Below are 15,918 nucleotides of genomic sequence, written 5' to 3'. Positions count from 1 at the left end.
ATGGGCGTTCTTCAGCTGTCGCTTTTGACAGCCCCGCCCGGAATTGCCGGGGGTTTGGATGGTGCCCGGGTGCGACGAACAGATGCCTTTTTAGGTTCCGCGACGGAGGATGCAGCGGCTGGTTTGGCCGCAGGTGCCGCCTTGGCTGCAGGCGTAGGCTTAGCCACAGGTGCTGCCTTGGGTACAGGAGCAGGCTTAGTTACCGGTGCCGCTTTGGCCGCAGGGGCCGCCTTGGCAGTAGGTGCAGGCTTAGCTGCGGGTGCTACCTTGGCTGTTGGCTTCGCGATGGGTGCGGCCTGACCGGCAGCCGGTGCGGACGCTTTGAATTCTACAACTGGCTTTGCCGCCTCAACACTTGCCGGTTTTGTTGCGGCTTCAGTCTTTGTCGGTGGCGTCGTCACCATTGTCTTGCTTTGCGCAGTGGCGCTGGCTGGACGCGAAGGCGCCTTTCGCACCGCGCGTTGCTTTGTAACGGCTTTCTCCACCGGCTTGGGTTCAGCTGGCGTTGCCGCTTTCCCGACAGGCGCGGGTTTGGTTTTGACGACCTTTGGGGCCGCAGGTTTGGGTTTAGCAACAACCTGTACTGTCGCTGCCTTTTTTGCCGGTGTGTCCACCTTTGTCGAAGGAGCCGCTGCCGCTGTGTGAAGCGCCTGAACCTGCGCCATCGGAAGTTCCAAAGCCGAGCGTGTCAGGATTTGCATGACCTGCATCTGGCTTACCACCGCATATCCCGCCATCCGGATGGCGGCAGCCTGAAATTCAAGCGGCTGGGAAATAAGATTCATTCCTTCTCTCTCCTCTGAAACGATGCAGCGCAAAAATAAGAAATGTCCTAGCCCCACCCGGTGAAATCGGGCGGATCATCAGGTATTGCAGTCCCAGGCGTCGCACGTCTCGGCCCCCAATGTCGGACCAGCATCACCGCGACTTGCGCTGGCGTGCTGCAGCTGCATTCAGACGCAGAATAACGCGTTTCCCTGCGCAAGCGCAGCATAATTCGCCGCACTGCGGCAAAAATCCGCTGGACGGCGCCCACTGCCCTGAAATTGATCAGAAATTGACCTTTGCCCGGGCCGTTACTTTCGCTCAGCCGACGTGAAACAGGGTACCGAACAGACGCGGATCAAGGCTTGATGCCGCAAAAGTGGGGCCCTGCGTCAGGATCGAGACAGCGTCATGGCTGTGCAGGCTTTCCTGATGGCTGGCGATTACCCGGAAATCACCGACGTGATGATCGGCCAGCAATTCGGCGCAGAACAGACGCGCGGCATCTTCGACGAAGATCGGGTTGGCCGCATTCAGTTCGGCAAATGCCTGTTCATCCTCGCGCTTGACCATGACCTGCGTCTCCGTCGGCACGGCTCGACGGCAAAGCGCGATCATATCCTCGAACCACAGGCAATCCGCCTTTTCGTCGACAACAACCGAGATGCGGGCGACAGACCGTTGTGAATGCGGCGTCGCCAGCTGTCCGCGATTGGAACGGGCATGTTCGCTGAGTTCCAGCGAGCATGGGCAGGTCGACGAATAGACATAGTCCAGATGCATGATCTTCTGGCGCACCCCACTCTGCTCGACCAGTTCCAGAGCGATATCATAGTACTGATAGCCCGACAGGCCGGAACGCAGGCTTTCGATCCGATCCGGATAGGAAAAACGCATCTGGATGCGCGCATCAAAGCTGTCCAGATCGGTCATGTAGTCGTCCAGCGCCGAGGCCATGACCTCGAAACTGAAGGTGCGTTCGGCATGCTTGTAGAACGACCGCATGATCCGGGACATATTGATGCCCTTTTTCTCGGCCTCCAGACTGACGGTTCCGGTTACGGACGTCTCAAGCGTCAGGTCGTCACCGTGCTTGCGGTGAAACCGGATCGGCAGGCGAAAGTTCGAAATGCCCACATGCTGAATCTGCTGCCTTGCGCCCCGGATCAGACTGGACGGGCCATTTTGCAGATCGGGCAGAGACGCCTTGTAGGCATCATCCACAACAAAATCTTCGGGATATTCGCGCGACAACGATGGATAGTTGACCGGCACCAGACCCGGAACCAGGCGCGCAAGCGCCGGATCAAGCTGACTGATCTCGGCCTCGGACGCGGATTGCGCCCATTTCCGCAGCACTTTCAGCGCTTCAGCCGCGTCATCGCGGTTCGGATTTTCGTCAATGTCGCGCGTGTGGAGGTTCATTGATCGGCGTTCCTCATTTGATCGCCGCTGTATAAACGACTTCGCGGCTTTTACCAGTCTAGCCCGATACGCGCGAAATATCAGCCCGGATCATACTTTGCATATGCCAAAACCGTCCTTTCAGGTTTGAATACGCCGCAATACTGTCCCGGATTGGAAAGAAAAGAACTTTGACGCGTAGTCAGCCCGGCATGCTGCCGTTGAAAGCACAGATGACTTGCGGGGAGTTTGTGCACGACATTCTTGATCTTGACCGTTTTCCCGTCGACCGCCCTGTACAGCGACGACTGAAACGCACTGGTTGATCGCTGTCGCTTGGATCTGACGCGGGATGGAATTTTCAATCTGGACGACCTCATGCACCCTCATGTCACCGCGAAGTCAGTGACCAAGATGATGGTTTTTTGTTACGGCCGTACCTGAGTGGTAGCCCCCCCCGGATCGCCATGCGCGCCGGGGGAACGGAGTTTATTTCTGAGAAGCGTCCAGTGCCTGTCCGATATCGGCAAGCAGGTCATCAGCATCTTCCAAGCCGATGGACATGCGGATCAGACCGGGGGTGATCCCCAACTCGTCCCGCTGCTCTTCGCTCAGACGTTGGTGTGTCGTCGTCGCCGGATGGGTGGCAATGGATTTCGCGTCCCCCAGATTGTTCGAGATCACCGGAATCGTCATGGCGTTCAGGAACGCAAATGCGGCTGCCTTTCCGCCCTTGATATCCAGCGACAGCACGGTCCCGCCTTTGCCGCCCAGTTGCGCTTGCACCAGCTCGTTCTGGGCGTGGGTGCTGAGGCCGGGATACAGCGTCCGCTCCAACGCAGGATGCCCTTCCAGCGCCTCGGCCACTTTCTGCGCGGTCTCGGCCTGCGCATTTACGCGCAGCGCAATGGTTTCAAGCCCTTTCAGCATGATCCACGCGTTGAAGGGGCTCAGCGCACCGCCAGTATGCTTCAGGTACGGCTCAACCGTGCCACGGATGAACTCTTTGGTGCCGATGATCACACCGCCCAGGGCACGGCCCTGACCGTCGATATGCTTGGTGGCCGAATAGACGACCACATCCGCACCCTGTTCAATCGCGCGCGAGAACACGGGCGTCGAAAACACGTTGTCCACGACGACAATGGCGCCCACCGCATGGGCCAGTTTCGACACCGCCTCGATGTCGATCACCTCAAGCGTGGGGTTTGACATGGATTCAAAGAACACGGCCTTGGTGTCCGGGCGGATCGCCGCCTTCCACTGGTCCAGATCAGTGCCGTCGACAAAGGTCACGTGCACGCCATAGCGGGTCAGAATGTTCTCTACGATATACAGGCAAGAGCCGAACAACGCCTTGGCCGACACGATGTGATCCCCTGCCTTCAGCATCGAAACCAGCGCACCGTTGACTGCGGCCATACCCGAAGCGGTGGCAAACGCGTCCTCGCCCCCTTCCAGCGCGGCAATCCGCTGCTCGAACATCGAAACTGTCGGGTTGCCATAGCGGGCATAGATGAACTCGTCCGGGCCGGTTTCGATGAACCGCGCCTCTGCCTGTTCGGCATTTTCATAGACGAAACCCTGGGTGAGGAAGATCGCCTCGCTCACTTCGTTATATTGGCTGCGGCGGATACCGCCATGCACGGCTTGTGTGCGCTTGTTCCAGCTCTTGCTCATCTCATTCCTTTCCGCCTCCAGCGCGGGAGGCAAACAAAAAACCCCAGACGCGGCCAAGCGAAAGGGGTCTTTCATCCTGACCTTTTAGCGGTGTTGTTTAGCGTGGCCCGCAATCCGGTAACAAATCGCCACGTGGTTCCTGTGTTGCGCATACGCCTCGGGCGGGACTGCGTCAACCCTGCACTGCGTGCGGTCACGGTTCTGTAACCTCACTTGCCCTTCTCACCGAAACCGTCATCATCCGGTTCCGGATACCTGCGGAGGACACATGGCGGACCCGATCGAATTCTACTTCTGGCCCACGCCGAACGGCTGGAAAGTCTCTATCGCGCTGGAAGAGATGGAGTTGCCCTACAACACCCACCTGATCAATATCGGTCAGGGCGACCAGTTCGACCCCGAATTCCTGAAAATCTCCCCCAACAACCGGATGCCCGCCATCGTCGATCCCGACGGGCCGGACGGCGAACCCGTTTCCGTATTCGAAAGCGGCGCGATCCTGATGTATCTGGCCCGCAAGACCGGGCGGTTCTACGGCAAAACCGAGCGCGACCGGATCGCGGTAGAAGAATGGCTGATGTGGCAGATGGGCGGCGTCGGGCCGATGGCCGGTCAGGCGCATCACTTTCTGAAATACGCCCCCCAACTGGACCCGCCGCAGGACCTGCCCTACGCCAAAGACCGCTATCGCACCGAAGTCGGCCGCCTTTATGGTGTGCTGGACCGGCGCCTGGCCGAGAACGAGTTTATCGCCGGAGACTTCTATTCGATCGCCGATATGTCGGTCTGGGGCTGGGCCAGCCTGTGGGAGGGGCAGCAGCAAGTTCTGCACGACAAACCCCATTTCGCCCGCTGGCTGGACATAATGAGCGCCCGCCCGGGCGTACAGGCCGGACGCGCATTGCATGCTGAACTACGCGGGGACCACCGCGACAGGCAGGCGCAGGGGGTTTTGTTCAAGCGGTGACTGACCTACAGGTTAGTGATCTACAAATCCCAGGCTGCTGGGAGAGATCAGAAAGGATTTCGCGTGCGCCGATTTTTCAGCGGCAGGAATTTTTGGGTCTTTTGCGTGGCAGGATTTGCCTTCGCTACAGCAGGCTATTTTCAGGCTGCCTCCTCAACATTCCGGCCCAATCAACTGTTTCTGGAAGAGATGACCTGGCCAGAAGTTCATGCTTCGCTTGAAGCGGACTACAGGACGATCATCATTCCGACGGGAGGCACAGAACAGAACGGGCCACATGCCGTTCTTGGGAAACACAACTTTGTTGTGGCGCACACGAGCAGACAGATTGCCGAGAGGTTAGGAGGCACACTGGTTGCGCCGGTCGTGGCGTATGTGCCCGAAGGCGATTTTGACAGGCCGCTTACTGGTCACATGCAGTGGCCGGGAACCATTTCCCTACCAGAAGCGATCTTTGAACAACTGCTTGAAGCTACGGTTCGAAGTTTTGCTGTGCACGGGTTTGATGAGATTCTTCTGATCGGAGATAGCGGGGGAAATCAGGCTGCACAGTCCAAGGTAGCCGCCTCAATGAGCACTGAATTCGCGCCTGCTGGTGTCGTGGTGCGCCACATTTCCGACTATCACGGCAATAACGGTCAAATTGCGCATCTTGAAAGCTTGGGGTTCGATAAAGAGCAGATCGGATCACATGCCGGACTTCGTGATACTTCCGAGCTTTTGTTCGTCAAACCAAGTGAGGCGAACCGCATACCTCTCACGGTACCCGCAGGCTGGCCCTCGGGGTTTGATGGTCGCCCCGATCTTGCATCACCAGAAATCGGTGAGGCCTTGATTCAGCTGAAGATCGAAGCCGCGGTTGCACAGGTGCAGCGCCTTCGAGATGCCCAACAATAAGGCAGTAAGGAGGTTTCCAAAGGCAGGCGCAGGGGGTTTTGTTCAAGTGGTGAGATTTTTTGGTCGATGACTGCTTTGAGCCCAAAGTGCGTAACGCTGCACCGCGCACCAATGTCGGCAATGCGCCGAAACCAGACTTTGCAAAGTCAGGCAATGCTACGGATTGGCATAGCAACGCCGGAGAATTGTCGGCACCGGAAAATTAGCAAAGACTCGCACTAATTCCATGAAATCCCGTTGCAGCCTTTTCTGGTGTCCACTGTAGAACACCATCATTCGTCGACTGCGCTGTAATGCTCCCACGGCATCAAATCGTAAGACGAAGCCTTCACCCAACCAATGCCGCAACTTCCTGTCTGACTTGCTCAATGAATGCTCTTTGTTTGACGGTCGCGCCACGCCGGCTAGGGTACACGGCGGAAAGCTCGACGCAGGCAGCCTTCCATTCGTGCAGAACCTGCACCAGAGATCCTGCCTCCACGTCTGCAAAGGTCGCATAGAGTGGTAGCATCACTATTCCGGCACCGGAGATTGCAAGCGTCTTCAATGCGATAAAGTCATTGGCTAAAAGAGGAGCTTTCGGTTGGATTACCTGCTTCTCGTGGCCCCTTGAAAGGTTCCAGGTCGAAGATGCGGATTCCATAACGAGACACCGGTGTTCTTCCAGGTCTTTCGGAGCCAAGGGTTGAGAATGTTCCGATATATAGTCCGGACTGGCATAGAGGCTGAGCGGGAATGCCCCAAGCGGCTGGGCGATCAGCGATGAATCCTGATTTTCACCGAGGCGGAAAGCCAGATCAAACCCATCTTCGATAAGACTCCGGCGCGCATTGGTCAGCTCCAGATTCACCTGCACCTTAGGAAAGACCCTGGCATATTTGGCAATAGCCGGGGCTATGATTTGCTGGCCGACGAGCACAGAGGCCGAGACACGCAATTCGCCGGATGGCTCGCTGGCACTTTTCTGGATTAGGGCATCGGCGGCATCAGCCTCGTCCACCATGCGCCGACAATAATCCGCATAACAGGTACCAACAGATGTCAGGCGATTGCTGCGTGTGTTCCGTTCCAACAACTGGATGCCCAGCCTGTCTTCCAGTCGTGCGAGTCTGCGGCTAACATTCGATTTCGGAAGGCGCAAGCGGTCGGCGGCAGCGGTAATGCTGCCGGTCTGGGCGATGGCCGCGAATACCGCCATGTCATTCAGGTCTCGGGTATATTGTTCCATATTTAGAACTTTCATTTGCTGAAACGGCGGATTGTTCCAAATGTGTGCTTCTCTCATATTCCTGTCAAGCAAATCGAAACTCTGATGGGAAACGCTATGACCCAAGCACTGGAAATTCTTCATCGTGACAGCTTGACCGAAGGTGGCTTTGCTGGGCTGCGCGAACATCGTCTGGTCACGGACCGCAAACTCTGGGGCGAACGCGCCAATCCGCAGGCCTGGGACGGGCTCGGAAATTTTGTCTATCTGGCCGATGCCCGTTTCAACCCCAAGGGCGAAACCACCATGCACCCGCACAAGGAAATCGACGTGATTTCGATCATGGTCGAAGGGCGGATTTCACATCAGGGGTCGCTGGAACATGGCGGCTCGCTGGAAACCGGAGAGGCACAGGTGCAGCGCGCCGGTGGCGAAGGGTTTTCTCACAACGAGGTCAACCCGGATGACACCCAAAACCGCATGTTGCAGCTGTGGGTGATGCCGGAAGTGACAGGCGAACCCGCCGGATACAGGAAGTTCAGCCCTGCACCGTGCGAGATCACCCGCATCTATGGCGGCGCAGAAGGCGAAACTCCGTCCTTTGCTGCGCAAACTGCAATTGATGTCGCGATGCTAACACCTGGTCAGAGCGTTGGTTTGGCCGGGGACTACATCGCCTATGTCGCCAAGGGCGATGGCCGGTTGAACTCAGCCTCACTGACCGGGGGCGATCTTTTCCGCGGTGCCGATGGCACCTTCAACGCTGACACTGACGTGCAACTCATCCTTGTCAAAACGCTCAACTGAACTCTCTGGAAAGGAACCTGAAAATGACCAACAAATTCGCTGAATTCCTGTCACCCGACAATGCGGTTCTGGCAATGATCGACCACCAGACAGGTCTACTGGCCAGTGTGCGCGATATCGAGCCCGAAACTCTTCGCAAGAACATCAATGGTCTGACCAACATGGCCAAAACCGCCGGGATTCCGTCGGTTGTGACCGCCTCGATGCCTGAAGGTCCGAATGGCCCGGTCAGCCACGAAATCACAGATGTGCTTGGCGACAAAGTCATCAACCGCGCAGGCGAAATCAACGCTTGGGACAGTCCCGATTTCAAAGCTGCCATTGAAGCGACCGGGCGCAAGAAAGTCATCCTTGCCGGTATCGTTACCGACGTCTGCCTGATGTTCCCGGCCTTGTCGATGGTTGCAGAAGGATATGACGTTTATGCGGTGATTGATGCCTCGGGCACCTGGGACGAAGTCACCCGCGACGCCGCCATGCTACGGATGAGCCAGGCCGGTGTGAAAGTCTCAACCTGGGCCTCGGTGTTGGCCGAAGTGATGCACGACTGGCGCTCTGAGCAGGGCTATCCGCTCGGAGGCGTTCTAGGCGGCCACACGGCCTACGGGCTGGTTTATGAAAGCTTTCTGTCACAGCAAGCCGCTTCGCAGGCAGCGGAATAGTCATTAACCGCCCCGGAGACTCTCCGGGGCAACACACAAAGGAAGCTGTTAGATGGCTGGCAGATTGATTGACGGTGTCTGGACCCCCGAAGGGGCGGCAATGGCATCCCAGGACGGGCGCTATCACCGGCAAGAGACCGATTTTCGCGACTGGATTTCCACCGAACCGGGTGCAAAGTTCGCCCCTGAACCCGGGCGATATCACCTTTACGTTTCTTATGCCTGCCCATGGGCCCATCGGACCCTGATCATGCGCTCGCTGAAGGGACTTGAAGATGCCATTTCGGTGTCGGCGGTGAACCCGGTGGTGCGCGATGACGGATGGGAGTTCACCACGGGCGGAGGCTTTCCCGACCACCTCATGGGCAAAGGCTTCCTACACGAGATCTATACTGAAGCTGAGCCCACTTATACGGGCCGTGTCAGCGTTCCGGTCCTATGGGACAAAAAGCTGAATGCCATCGTCAGCAATGAATCGGCTGAAATCATGCGGATGTTCAACTCGGCTTTTGTCGGCGTAGCGGGTAACGATCTGGATTTTGCACCTTCCGAGCATCTGGACGAAATCGACGATTTGAACGATCTGATTTATCGCCAGATCAACAATGGTGTCTATCGCTGCGGCTTTGCCGGAACGCAGGAGGCTTATGACGAAGCGGTGTCCGATCTGTTCGGAACGCTGGACCAGATCGAGGTACGACTGGAAGACACCGGCTATCTGATAGGCGGACGTCTCACCGAGGCCGACTGGCGTCTTTTCACAACATTGATCCGGTTTGATCAGGTCTATGTGGCACTGTTCAAATGCAACGTCCGCCGGATTGCGGATTATCCCAACTTATCGGCGTTCCGCAAAAAGCTGATTGATTTCGGCAATGTCGCTGAAACAGTCAAATTCGATCAGATCAAAACGCATTATTGGGCTTCGCTGCGAGGAGTGAACCCCAGCGGTATCGTGCCTGCGGGGCCGGAGCTGGCCATATGAACTCGCCCGTCGCACTGGCGATCACTGACCATGTCGCTATGGGGCATAAAGACGAGTACGAGGCCTTGGTCACTGAACTTCATGACATGTTCCAACATCAGGCCGGGTTTCTGTCCGTTGATACCGTTCGCCATCATGCAGATGAACAAGTGGAATATACGATTCTGCTGCGCTTTGCCGATGAGGCGTCGGCGCAAGTCTGGCGCCATGACCCGGACATTCAGGCGCTTCTTCAGCGCATCGAGGCCATCACGGGAGGGACCGCACAGCATCTGGAAGTGGCCGGCCTTGGCATGTGGGTCGATCATGTGGCCGGAAATCGGCCCGCCATGCCGCCATATTGGAAGCGAGTCGTTCTGAGTGTTCTGGGCGTGTATCCGATGTTGATGCTTCTCTTGGCGATGACTGCACCGTTGACGGCCGGACTACCTCGACCCTTGGCGGTTCTGACTGTGGTCGTCATCCTGGCAGGCCTATTAACATGGCCAATCATGCCATTCCTTGGTCGGCTGCTTGGCCCATGGCTGGCAGCGAAATGACGAAGGTGACTGCAATGCTCTTTGATTACGATGCACCGGAATACCATGTGCAGAAGCGTTCAGCACTACCTGAAAAGGTGCAACAGACACTTCTGGAAAGTACGCGCGCCGACTGGGAACACCACCCCCGATTTCACGGCAAAGCAGCGTTCTTCATGAATATCCACCGCAACCTGCTAGACGGTGCGGCACAGCTTTTGGGGGTGCTTGAACAACTCTTGGATGTGCCTGAGAGTGAATTACGGGACGTGGTCTCCCGGATGAATCTGCTACTCTTCATCCGCAATCTGATTGGCTTTGCACATCATCATCACGAAATCGAGGATCACGGGTATTTCCCGCAATTTGCGTTGATATACCCTCAGCTTGATCACGGGCTGAAGTTGTTGGATGGCGACCACAACGTTCTGGATGCAGCGCTTGAGGAAATGCAAGGGGCTCTGGACGGTCTCAAGGCGACAAGCGTTTCCCGTGACAGCCTGGCGGATCTGCACAAAGGCAGCCTGGCTCTCAACAGTATTCTTGAGCGCCACATTTGGGATGAGGAAGAAGTTATCATCCCGATCTTTCTCAAGCATGGGTGAAAAGACGGTTCAGGGGGATCTAAGCCACCGAAGGTCTGCTGTGGGCTGGTCGCCGCCTTTCGCTCCCCACACGCAAATGACCGGATGGTCCCGCATTGCAGACCTACCCCTCTCCCCGCACCAGCAGATCCAGCATCTCCGAGATATCCTCGACCTCTTCCGCGATCACATGGGTCACCGAATGCGCGCGCTGCATCTGGCCGGTGACGCGCAGCAGACGCCCCGAAATCACAGCTCGGCGGAAGCGTTCGTAAATCTTGCGCCAGACCACCACGTTCACGATGCCGGTCTCATCCTCAAGCGTGACAAAAATCACCCCTTTGGCCGTCCCCGGCCTCTGCCGCAGGATCACCAGCCCAGCGACCGTCACCCGCGCACCTTCGGGCGGTTCCTCCAGCCGGTTGGCAGGCAGACAGGCGGGCGGGCGTGGCCAGTCCCGGACAGGGACCGGCATTCTGGCAAAGACGGCGCTCATGAGAACAAAAATAGAACAAAAGCCACTAATGTCCATACCTGCCATAAAGGGTCGCAAATGAGACTGGAAACACGTAAATCCCTTGACTAAGGAAGGTTCCGAACATCGCAAAAGGAAGACTCGAGCAAATGGCAAAGATCACCTATGTCGAGTACGGTGGCACCGAGCATACCGTCGAAGTAGCTAATGGCCTGACTGTCATGGAAGGCGCCCGTGACAACAACATCCCCGGTATCGAGGCCGATTGCGGCGGCGCCTGCGCCTGCTCGACCTGCCATGTCTACATCCATCCTGACTGGGTGGAAAAACTGCCCGCAAAGGACGACATGGAAGAGGACATGCTGGACTTTGCCTATGAACCCGATTCGTCACGCTCGCGCCTGACCTGCCAGATCAAGGTCTCGGACGCGCTGGACGGTCTGGTTGTGCAGATGCCCGAAAAGCAGATCTGATGTCAGGGCAGGCTCCACGCCTGCCCGCGCGCCGATGGAACGCATATGCCCGCGGCGCGGCGTTGGTGCTGAGCCTGTGGTTGGGTTTTTCTAGCGCAGCCGAGGCCTGCCGAACATCGCCCAGTCATTGGGGAATTTCCAACGGCTCATATGTCGTCACACCGGGTTGCAAATTCGGTCAGCCCGGCGCCTGCCCGGGGCAAACTGTCTCTTCCGCGTGGTACAGCGGTGAAACCAGCCGCTATGCGCACGGCGTTCTCGGGGACGCCATCGAATACACCCGACTCACTGTCCACTCCAGCGATCCCTCTACGGATTCTTGTGGGACAAAATCCGCACTGCTGGACGATCTTCATGTGTTCGAAGACATTGCCCCCAGGCTGGTGGATTTGGACCGGGATCAAAGCGCGGAAATCATTACCGTGCGCAGCCACGCCGAAAAGGGCGCACAGCTGGCGATTTACGCCGACCGGGATGGCTACAAACTTCAACTTGTCGCCGCTACCCCTTACATCGGAAGAAAAAATCGCTGGCTCGCGCCCGCAGGCGCGGCGGACCTTGACGGCGACGGGCACATTGAAATCGCCTATGTTGATCGCCCGCACTTGGCCAAAGTTTTGCGTATCTGGCGGTATGAGAATGAAGCGCTGACAGAGATTGCAACAATCCCGGGGCTTACCAATCACAAGATCGGCCAGAATTTCATATCGGGCGGCTTGCGGGACTGTGGCAACGGGCCAGAGCTTGTATTGGCCAATTCGGACTGGACGGAACTTGTGCTGGTCCGGCACGACGATGGCTGGACACGCGTCCCAATCGGTAAATTCTCACAGCCAGCTTTGGAAAGTGCCATGGCCTGCAACTAGGCCCACATCCCGTCAGGGTTGAGGGCGTACTACATGGTTGCCTTCGATATCGCCAAGCGACTGGAACAGAGCGGCGGTATTGTTCACGCCGAATTTCTTGAGCAATCGCGCCCGGTGCACTTCGACCGTGCGATAGCTCAGATCAAGCTCGCGGGCGATTTCCTTGCTGGTCAGCCCTTCTCCAAGCAATGAATACACTTCGCGCTCGCGCCGGGTCAGCGGTTGATATCGGCGAATTTCCGACAGATCGGCAAAGCTCCAGACCGCCCTTGCCAGCGGGTCCTCGGGCGTGAAAGTCTGTCCCCTGACCCGACACCAGAACAGATCACCGTTCTTGCGGCGCATCACCCGTTCGTCCCAATACAGGTTGCCCTCGCCCAGTTCCTTGTCACCGCGGTGCAGAATGTTCGAAAACTCTTCCTCGGTCGGGTATAGAAAGACAAAAAGGCGATCCAGAAGCTCTTTGCGGGAATATCCGAACATCTCGCAAAAGCGGTGGTTCACCTCGCGGATCACACGTGCTTCGGTCACGACAATGCCGACAGGCACCCAATCAAAAGCCAAAGCGCGCAATTCACGCGCGGCATAAGCGGCGTCCAATTCCGACTTGTCGATAGGTCCGTGCAAATCCCGTCTCCTCCGGCAGGATCATAACCCGACGAAAAGGCGAAAGAAAACCGTTCAGGTTTCCCACCGCGCTGCCGCAGGCCGCATCAGCGGCCTGCCCGGCCCAAGCCCCTGATGTCGCATCTCTGATGCGGCGTCGGGGCGCGGGAGCGCTCGGGTCAGAGCGCCCGCCAGCCGATATCGCGCCGAAAGAACCCTTCGGGCCAGTCGATGCCATCGACCATGGCATAAGCCCGGTCGCGGGCATCCTGCAACGTATCGCCCCGTGCCGTCACATTGAGCACACGCCCGCCCGTGGCCAGCACAGCCCCGTCATCGGACTTCGTACCCGCATGGAACACCATGTTCCGGCTGTCTTCGGGCAGATCGCCCAATCCTTTGATCTGGGTCCCTTTCTCATAGGACCCCGGATACCCCTTGGCCGCCATGACCACGGTGATCGCATGATCGTCGCCCCAGTTTACGCGTGCATTGTCCAGCCGCCTTTCGGCCGCCGCATGCATCAGGTCAAACGCCTGCGCACCCAGCCGCATCATCAGAACCTGACATTCAGGATCACCGAAACGTACATTGTATTCGACCAGTTTCGGCTGACCGTCCTTGATCATCAGTCCCGCGTACAGCACGCCCTGAAACGGCGTGCCTCGCCGCTTCATCTCGGCCATTGTCGGGCGCACGATCTCATCCATCGCACGGGCTTCTATCTCGGTGCTCAGAATCGGCGCGGGAGAGTATGCACCCATTCCGCCGGTATTCAGGCCGGTATCGCCTTCGCCCACCCGTTTGTGGTCCTGCGCCGTGCCAACGGAAAGAACATGCTCACCATCACACAGGACAAACAGCGATGCCTCTTCGCCTTCCATGAACTCCTCGATCACCACTTCGGCCCCTGCCCCGCCAAACGCACCACCGAACATGTCGTCGATGGCGTCCAGTGCAGTCTGCTCGTCCATGGCCACGATTACGCCTTTGCCCGCAGCCAAACCATCCGCCTTGACCACGATCGGCGCGCCCTGCTCCCGGATATAGTCCTTGGCTGGGTCAGCTTCGGTAAACCGGGCATAGGCCGCCGTGGGCGCGCCCGAGGCGTCACAGATCTCTTTGGTAAAGCTCTTTGACGCTTCCAGCCGCGCAGCCCCGGCCGAGGGCCCAAAGACCAGAACGCCCGCCTCACGCAGACGATCGGCCACACCAGCAGCCAGCGGCGCTTCGGGACCGACAATCACGAAATCAATGGCATTTTCCTCGGCAAAGTTGACGACCGCGCCGCCATTTTCGATATCCAGTGACGCGCAGTCCGCGATTTGTGCGATCCCTGCATTACCCGGCGCCACAATCAGACGGTCGCACTTGGGGTTTTGCATCACCGCCCAGGCCAGGCTGTGTTCGCGCCCGCCGCTGCCGAGAATGAGGATATTCATGTGGTGGTCTCCGATCTGCTTGGCCTCGCCTTCGCGGCGTTCTAAGCTGGGTGGGCTGACGAAACAAGACTGACTCGGGGTGCTGAAATGTCCGACCTGCTTGACGACCCCATTCCCGGCCAGAACACCCCGGAATATACCGTTTCCGAAATCTCGGGCGAGGTGAAGCGCACTCTCGAAGGGTCCTTCGGACGAATCCGTGTGCGCGGCGAGGTCGGGCGCGTGTTCAAGGCGCGTTCAGGGCATCTGTACTATGATATCAAGGACGACCGGAACGTACTGGCCTGCACCACGTGGAAAGGTCAGATCGCCGGACTGTCTGTTGTTCCCGAAGAAGGGCTGGAGGTCGTCGTCACCGGCAGGCTCACAGCCTTTGGGGCGCAATCGAAATACAACCTGAATGTCGATGAGGTCGCAGTCGCCGGTCAGGGCGCACTGATGGCCCTGCTGGAAAAGCGCAAGAAACAGCTTGAAGCCGAGGGGCTGTTTGCCCCCGAACGCAAGCAGGCGTTGCCCTATCTGCCGCAGATCGTCGGTGTGATCACTTCGCCCTCGGGCGCGGTGATCCGAGATATTCTGCACCGCCTGCGCGACCGCTTTCCCCGCAAAGTACTGATCTGGCCGGTGGCCGTTCAGGGTGCGAACTGCGCACCCGAAGTGGCCCGTGCCATCGAAGGGTTCAATCAATTAACACCGGGCGGCGCCCTGCCCCGCCCCGATCTGCTTATTGTCGCGCGCGGCGGCGGATCGATCGAGGACCTTTGGGGATTCAACGAAGAAATCGTCGCCCGCGCGGCAGCGGCGTCTCAAATCCCCCTGATCTCGGCCGTTGGGCATGAGACCGACACGACACTGATCGATTTTGTATCCGATCGCCGCGCGCCAACCCCAACCGCCGCAGCTGAACTGGCCGTGCCGGTGCGGATAGAACTGCTGGCCTGGACCAACGAACAAGGCGCGCGTCTATCCCGCGCAGCAACGGATGCCGTTCAGCGCCGCGCCCAGCGGCTGCGCGACCTGTCCCGTGCCCTTCCACGTCCCGAAACGCTTCTGGACACGCCCCGGCAGCGGCTGGATCAGGTGTCGGAACGTCTGCCCAACGCCCTGATCCGGGGGGTCCAGAACCGGCGCGTGAAACTGCTGGATGTGTCGGCACACCTGCGCCCTTCGACCCTGCGCGCGCTGGTCGAATCGCGCCGCGACCGCTGCCGCAACCTGTCCTCGCGCCTGTCTCTGCGCCCGATTGAGCGAGAGTTGCAGAGCCAGCGCGAAACGTTGAACAGGCTGATCGACCGTCTGAACACCGCCCAATCCACGCGCATCGACCGCTTGCGTCAACAACTGGACGCGACAGACCGCCTGCGCGAAACGCTCAGCTACAAGGCCACGCTGGACCGTGGCTATGCGGTGGTGCGTGCGGATAAACAGGTTATGACCACCAAGGCCGAGGCCTCCAAACACGCGGTGCTGGAAATCGAATTCGCCGATGGCCGCCTGACCACCGGCAAAGCAGAGGCCGGAAAACCGGCCGCAAAAAAGCCCGCTCAGACCCCGCCCGATCAGGGAACATTGTTCTGAAC

General features: G+C 58.3%; 17 protein-coding genes and 1 riboswitch. Of the genes, 10 read left to right on the top strand and 7 right to left on the bottom strand.

The annotated features are described in order from the left end of the window. Window positions 1-11: 11 nt before the first annotated feature. From ACR0D6_RS06150 to metZ, 3 genes are all read right to left on the bottom strand, one after another. Entirely contained in the window at window positions 12-785 is a 774-nt protein-coding gene (locus ACR0D6_RS06150) for a hypothetical protein (RefSeq protein WP_480764859.1), read from the bottom strand. A 301-nt stretch (window positions 786-1,086) separates the two neighbouring features. Continuing rightward, window positions 1,087-2,190, bottom strand: a complete 1,104-nt coding sequence (folE2, locus tag ACR0D6_RS06145; RefSeq protein WP_480764858.1) for a GTP cyclohydrolase FolE2 — start codon at window positions 2,188-2,190, stop codon at window positions 1,087-1,089. Window positions 2,191-2,658: 468 nt separating this feature from the next. After that, window positions 2,659-3,849 carry an O-succinylhomoserine sulfhydrylase gene (gene metZ / locus ACR0D6_RS06140; RefSeq protein WP_480764857.1) on the bottom strand — a complete coding sequence of 397 codons (1,191 nt, stop codon included), beginning with the start codon at window positions 3,847-3,849 and terminating at the stop codon, window positions 2,659-2,661. 64 nt (window positions 3,850-3,913) lie between these two features. Next, a riboswitch (SAM riboswitch) is annotated at window positions 3,914-3,991 on the bottom strand. A gap of 126 nt (window positions 3,992-4,117) precedes the next feature. Here metZ and ACR0D6_RS06135 point away from each other — a divergent pair. Both ACR0D6_RS06135 and ACR0D6_RS06130 read left to right on the top strand, forming a co-directional pair. After that, entirely contained in the window at window positions 4,118-4,816 is a 699-nt protein-coding gene (locus ACR0D6_RS06135) for a glutathione S-transferase N-terminal domain-containing protein (protein ID WP_480764856.1), read from the top strand. A gap of 189 nt (window positions 4,817-5,005) precedes the next feature. Beyond that, on the top strand, window positions 5,006-5,713 hold the full coding sequence (locus ACR0D6_RS06130) for a creatininase family protein (RefSeq protein ID WP_480764855.1): 708 nt from the start codon (window positions 5,006-5,008) through the stop codon (window positions 5,711-5,713). Between the two features lie 328 nt (window positions 5,714-6,041). On the opposite strand, the gene ACR0D6_RS06125 is transcribed toward ACR0D6_RS06130, so the two are convergent. Next, window positions 6,042-6,956 (bottom strand): LysR family transcriptional regulator, encoded by a 915-nt coding sequence (locus ACR0D6_RS06125; protein WP_480764854.1) that lies wholly within the window; start codon window positions 6,954-6,956, stop codon window positions 6,042-6,044. Window positions 6,957-7,037: 81 nt separating this feature from the next. Here ACR0D6_RS06125 and ACR0D6_RS06120 point away from each other — a divergent pair, with 81 nt between their 5' ends. Genes ACR0D6_RS06120 through ACR0D6_RS06100 form a run of 5 tightly spaced genes read left to right on the top strand, consistent with a single transcriptional unit; the run spans window position 7,038 to window position 10,497 of the window. Further along, on the top strand, window positions 7,038-7,727 hold the full coding sequence (locus tag ACR0D6_RS06120) for a pirin family protein (protein ID WP_480764853.1): 690 nt from the start codon (window positions 7,038-7,040) through the stop codon (window positions 7,725-7,727). 23 nt (window positions 7,728-7,750) lie between these two features. Further along, window positions 7,751-8,389, top strand: a complete 639-nt coding sequence (locus ACR0D6_RS06115; RefSeq protein ID WP_480764852.1) for an isochorismatase family protein — start codon at window positions 7,751-7,753, stop codon at window positions 8,387-8,389. A 52-nt stretch (window positions 8,390-8,441) separates the two neighbouring features. Continuing rightward, complete coding sequence (locus tag ACR0D6_RS06110; RefSeq protein WP_480764851.1) at window positions 8,442-9,374, top strand: glutathione S-transferase family protein; 933 nt, start codon at window positions 8,442-8,444, stop codon at window positions 9,372-9,374. Further along, window positions 9,371-9,913: an antibiotic biosynthesis monooxygenase gene (locus ACR0D6_RS06105; RefSeq protein WP_480764850.1), complete on the top strand. Its 543-nt coding sequence runs from the start codon at window positions 9,371-9,373 to the stop codon at window positions 9,911-9,913. Before ACR0D6_RS06110 ends, ACR0D6_RS06105 begins: the two co-directional genes overlap by 4 nt. Further along, window positions 9,856-10,497 carry a hemerythrin domain-containing protein gene (locus ACR0D6_RS06100; protein ID WP_480764849.1) on the top strand — a complete coding sequence of 214 codons (642 nt, stop codon included), beginning with the start codon at window positions 9,856-9,858 and terminating at the stop codon, window positions 10,495-10,497. Before ACR0D6_RS06105 ends, ACR0D6_RS06100 begins: the two co-directional genes overlap by 58 nt. A gap of 103 nt (window positions 10,498-10,600) precedes the next feature. Here ACR0D6_RS06100 and ACR0D6_RS06095 read toward each other — a convergent pair whose 3' ends face one another. Continuing rightward, window positions 10,601-10,972, bottom strand: coding sequence for an OB-fold nucleic acid binding domain-containing protein (locus tag ACR0D6_RS06095; RefSeq protein WP_480764848.1), 372 nt, complete (start codon window positions 10,970-10,972; stop codon window positions 10,601-10,603). A gap of 128 nt (window positions 10,973-11,100) precedes the next feature. Between ACR0D6_RS06095 and ACR0D6_RS06090 the strand changes: the two genes are divergently transcribed. Further along, window positions 11,101-11,424, top strand: a complete 324-nt coding sequence (locus ACR0D6_RS06090; protein WP_170651693.1) for a 2Fe-2S iron-sulfur cluster-binding protein — start codon at window positions 11,101-11,103, stop codon at window positions 11,422-11,424. After that, window positions 11,424-12,290, top strand: a complete 867-nt coding sequence (locus ACR0D6_RS06085; protein ID WP_480764847.1) for an FG-GAP repeat domain-containing protein — start codon at window positions 11,424-11,426, stop codon at window positions 12,288-12,290. The genes ACR0D6_RS06090 and ACR0D6_RS06085 overlap by 1 nt, the downstream gene beginning before the upstream one ends. A gap of 12 nt (window positions 12,291-12,302) precedes the next feature. Here the strand turns inward: ACR0D6_RS06085 and ACR0D6_RS06080 are convergent, their stop codons facing one another. Beyond that, a complete protein-coding gene (locus ACR0D6_RS06080) occupies window positions 12,303-12,917 on the bottom strand; it encodes a LuxR C-terminal-related transcriptional regulator (protein ID WP_170651692.1) in 615 nt (204 codons plus the stop codon). A gap of 158 nt (window positions 12,918-13,075) precedes the next feature. Next, window positions 13,076-14,338 (bottom strand): phosphoribosylamine--glycine ligase, encoded by a 1,263-nt coding sequence (gene purD, locus ACR0D6_RS06075; protein WP_480764846.1) that lies wholly within the window; start codon window positions 14,336-14,338, stop codon window positions 13,076-13,078. Between the two features lie 87 nt (window positions 14,339-14,425). Between purD and xseA the strand changes: the two genes are divergently transcribed. Further along, window positions 14,426-15,916, top strand: a complete 1,491-nt coding sequence (xseA, locus tag ACR0D6_RS06070) for an exodeoxyribonuclease VII large subunit (protein ID WP_480764845.1) — start codon at window positions 14,426-14,428, stop codon at window positions 15,914-15,916. The last annotated feature ends 2 nt before the right edge of the window (window positions 15,917-15,918 follow it).

This window comes from Ruegeria sp. BJ6 (assembly GCF_056537885.1).
This window is presented reverse-complemented; position numbering and strand designations above follow the sequence as displayed.